The sequence below is a fragment of the Bacteroidales bacterium genome (assembly GCA_021157585.1).
In the GTDB taxonomy this organism is placed as follows: Bacteria; Bacteroidota; Bacteroidia; order Bacteroidales; family UBA12170; genus UBA12170.
In genome coordinates this window covers 1-4,145 of record JAGGWH010000063.1, presented here as the reverse complement: position 1 = coordinate 4,145, position 4,145 = coordinate 1, and the positions used below count along the sequence as shown (strand labels likewise).

The following is a 4,145-nucleotide window of genomic DNA, read 5'->3' as shown; positions in this document are numbered from 1 at the left end:
GCTAATGGCACACCAATAAAATTCACTAAATCGTTACCTGCAAAAGCCATTGCCAAGGCAAAAGTTCCGACTAAAACAATGAATTTTGGAATATTCATTTTAAATATCCACGTAAACATTTGCAAAATAATAGTCCACGCAATAAATGTATAAAACAATAATAATAAAGTATTTTCCTTTATCCAATCCGTTAGTAGCATCCCACTATCTAATTCGAAAGTAGAAAAACTTGAACCTTTAAGACCCTTTATCAGGATAAAATAAGTAATAGCTGTAATAGCTAAACCGCCCCAAATAGACCCATAATATTTTATGCTTTTATTAAACTTAAAAGAAAATATTAGTCGACTAATCCATTGAATTATAGCCCCTGCTGCAAAAGCAACAAAAACAGAGAGTAAAATACCAAAAATAATACTCAATGCTTTTGATGAATTGATATAATCGGCGACTTCGCCAACACCAGACGCCATCACTTTTACCATCGCTATGGCTACGGCAGCTCCTAAAAGCTCAAAAACAATGGAGACGGTTGTTGAGGTAGGAAGTCCGAGAGTATTAAAGGTATCGAGCAAAATCACATCGGTAATCATAACCGCAAAAAAGATGATCATAATCTCAGAGAAGTAAAACATTTCGGGATGAAAAATTCCTTTCCGTGCTATTTCCATCATTCCCGTGGAGAAAGTTGCCCCAACAAAAACCCCAAGAGAAGCAATGAGCATAATAATTTTAAAACTTGCTGCTTTGGAGCCAATGGCCGAGTTTAAAAAGTTCACAGCATCATTACTAACACCAACAATAAGGTCACTTATTGCTAAGGCAAATAAGACCACAACTAAGATTAAATAAATATTATCCATTCTTTATCTCTTTTTATGCAAAACTCGTAATTAATATCAGACTGAAAACATATTTATATTAAGCTTAGGTTTCCTCAATATTAATTTTAAGTTAATTTATTTTACAAATAATTTTAGATGCTTTTTTTTGTGATTTTTGCTGCAAAATAAATAAAGATATATGATTAAAAATTTTCGTTTTATATTCATTATATTCTTATTCTTTTGGAATATTTCTCAATTATTATCTCAGGAAACAAAAACAATAAAAAGCTATTCTACAGAGCCAATAGCATTAGTATTTACAGATATCTATTCAGGTATAAATAAGGGCAATAACCCCACTGCCATAGAAATAAAACGCGCTTATATAGGCTATAACATAAAGCTGCAAAAAGGGTTTTCATCAAAAATAGTTTTAGATATTGGCAGTCCGGATAATTCATCGAGCTACTCTCTTTTAAAGCGATATGCTTATTTTAAAAATGCTTATCTACAATATGAAACAGAGAAGTTAAATATAAAATTCGGGATTATTCCCATGCAACTTTTTAAGATTCAGGAAAAAGTTTGGGGTCATCGTTATATTGAAAAATCGGCAACCGATAAATATAAATTTGGGACTTCCTCCGATTTAGGACTTTCTGCCAATTACAAAATAAATCAGTTTGCAGAAATAGATTTAACCCTTTCTAATGGCGAAGGCAACGCTATATTACAACACGACAGTACCTATAAAGCAGCAGTCGGCCTCACTCTCAAACCCTATAAAGGGCTGATTATAAGAACATACATTGATATTTTATCAAAAAATTACAACCAAATAACAATAGCAAATTTTATAGGATATAAAATTGACAAAAAAATATCCATAGGGTTTGAATACGACAAACAGTATAATGTAAAAAATGCTTTAAATGAGAACCTAAATATTTTCTCTGCTACTGCCTCTTATTCTTTTAATGATAAATTTCAAATATTTAGTCGATATGATATTTTCAGATCTAACATCCTAAATAAAGAAATACAAGCTTGGAACATAGCAGAAGACGGAAGTGCTATTATAGGTGGAATTCAATATACACCAATATCTAAAATCCGTATGGCTTTAAATTATCAAGGTTGGTTTCCATATGCCGGAAATCTTAATAACAAATCATTTATTTATCTAAATATAGAATTTGGATTATGAAAATACTATTCTCCTAATCACAATACTTAGCATTATCTTTCTAAGTGCCTGCAGAAAAGCGATTACGAGGTGCTTTACGATAATATTATCAGAAGCAGTTCCCACTGATAATTTCTTCGATAAAATAGATTATTGTGGTGCATTTAAAATCATAATTAGTTGTTAGACTGGAGTTTATTGAGTAGAGAAGAAATCCTAAATATGCCATAACTTATAACACAAGCCGCATTCGGTAATTTTGCTAAATTAGTTAACAATATTTTACTAAAGAACTTAGATATTGTCATTTAGAGGTATTATTTTTTCTATAATTTAATTTGGTCTCAAAAAAATCTTTATTTTTGTTAATCAAAATAAGACTATGAAAAGCTATCCTTTTTATCAGTTTATGTTTTCATCTCCTTATCTTAATATTAAGAAGAGAGATACTTACCATTTCTAGCTTTTTCCCGATTAGATAATTTCATTTTTTTAATTTTTAAAACGATTTGTTATGCAATTACCTTTTGCAGAATCTTATAAGATAAAAATGGTGGAGACCATTAAAAAAAGTACTCGTGAAGAGCGTGAACAGTGGATTAAAGACGCCAATTACAATTTATTTAACTTAAAAAGCAATCAAGTTTTTGTTGATTTACTAACCGACTCAGGCACAGGAGCAATGAGCGATAAACAGTGGTCGGAAATAATGTTAGGTGACGAAAGTTATGCCGGTGCTTCTTCCTATTATAAAATGAAAAATGCCATAGAAAATATTCTTGGCTTTCCTTATTTTTTACCTACCCATCAAGGTAGAGCGGCAGAAAATGTACTTTTTTCCGTTTTAGTTAAAGAAGGTATGATAGTTCCCGGAAACTCACACTTCGACACAACCAAAGGTCATATAGAATTCCGTAAAGCAACTGCCATTGACTGTACAATAGACGAGGCTTTTGATACTACTGCTCAGTACGATTTTAAGGGTAATGTCGACTTAAACAAACTGGAAAATGTATTAAAGAGTAATCCTGCGGAAAAAATTCCGATGATTATTGTAACCATAACCAATAATTCATCGGGAGGGCAACCCGTTTCTATGCAAAACCTGCGTGAAGTATATACAATGTCGCGCAAATATGGTATTCGTGTTGTTTTTGATTCGGCTCGATTTGCTGAGAACGCCTATTTTATCAAACAAAAAGAAAAAGGCTATGCCGATAAAAGCATCAAGGAAATAGTGAAAGAAATGTTCAGCTATGCCGATGCTATGACTATGAGTTCAAAGAAAGATGCAATAGTAAATATGGGCGGTTTTATAGGTTTTAAAGATGAGGATTTATTTAAGCAAGCCAGCACTTTCGCCATTATGTTCGAAGGCTTTATCACTTACGGCGGCATGTCGGGTCGCGATATGAATGCACTTGCTCAAGGATTAGACGAAGGAACCGAATTTGATACTTTAGATTCCAGAATCAAACAAACGGCATTTCTTGGGCAACGCTTAAAAGATTTTGGTGTTCCTATGCAAGAACCTTTTGGCGGTCATGCTATTTTTATTGATGTAAAACGTTTTTTACCTCATCTTCCGAAAGAAGAATTTCCTGCCCAAACTTTAGCTATCGAGCTTTATATTGAAGCCGGTGTACGTGCTGTGGAAATTGGTGCTATTTTGGCAGATCGAGATCCTATTACTCGCGAAAACCGCTATCCGGAATTAGAATTAGTTCGACTAGCAATTCCACGCCGAACATATACCAACAATCATATGGAATATGTAGCAGTTGCTTTAGGTAATCTTTATGCAAAGCGAAATGAGATTAAACGTGGAGTAAAAATTATAAAAGAAGCTCCAATTATGCGCCACTTTACAGTGGAGTTGGAGAAATTGTAGAAGGTTAGTCTGTAAAGCTTAATCAGGAGATTAATAATCCCGTAGGGATTCAATATTGGTAAAACCGAATCACGAGAAGTATCGTCCCATACGGGACGAGAGATTTTTCGATTGTGTTTTTACCAAGCTTTAGTACCTACGGTACTGAGATATCTTTAGCACTCCATAATTATATAAATATAAATCCCGTAGGGATTCGATATTGGTAAAACCGAATCACGAGAAAGTATCGTCCCGTATG

At 33.2% G+C, this 4,145-nt stretch carries 3 protein-coding genes; 2 read left to right on the top strand and 1 reads right to left on the bottom strand.

What is annotated here, in order from left to right; translation table 11 throughout:
* On the bottom strand, positions 1-863 hold an 863-nt coding region (locus J7K39_04030), incomplete at its 3' end, for an inorganic phosphate transporter (GenBank protein MCD6179053.1).
* A 160-nt stretch (positions 864-1,023) separates the two neighbouring features.
* On the opposite strand from J7K39_04030, the gene J7K39_04025 reads away from it, so the two are divergent.
* Both J7K39_04025 and J7K39_04020 read left to right on the top strand, forming a co-directional pair.
* Positions 1,024-2,034, top strand: a complete 1,011-nt coding sequence (locus J7K39_04025; GenBank protein ID MCD6179052.1) for a hypothetical protein — start codon at positions 1,024-1,026, stop codon at positions 2,032-2,034.
* 493 nt (positions 2,035-2,527) lie between these two features.
* Positions 2,528-3,904 (top strand): tryptophanase, encoded by a 1,377-nt coding sequence (locus tag J7K39_04020; protein MCD6179051.1) that lies wholly within the window; start codon positions 2,528-2,530, stop codon positions 3,902-3,904.
* Positions 3,905-4,145: the final 241 nt, after the last annotated feature.

What these genes read in the sequence shown, in the direction of transcription:
- J7K39_04025 (MCD6179052.1), top strand. Translation starts at nt 1,024, where the DNA reads ATGATTAAAAATTTTCGTTTTATATTCATTATATTCTTATTCTTTTGG.
- J7K39_04020 (MCD6179051.1), top strand. Translation starts at nt 2,528, where the DNA reads ATGCAATTACCTTTTGCAGAATCTTATAAGATAAAAATGGTGGAGACC.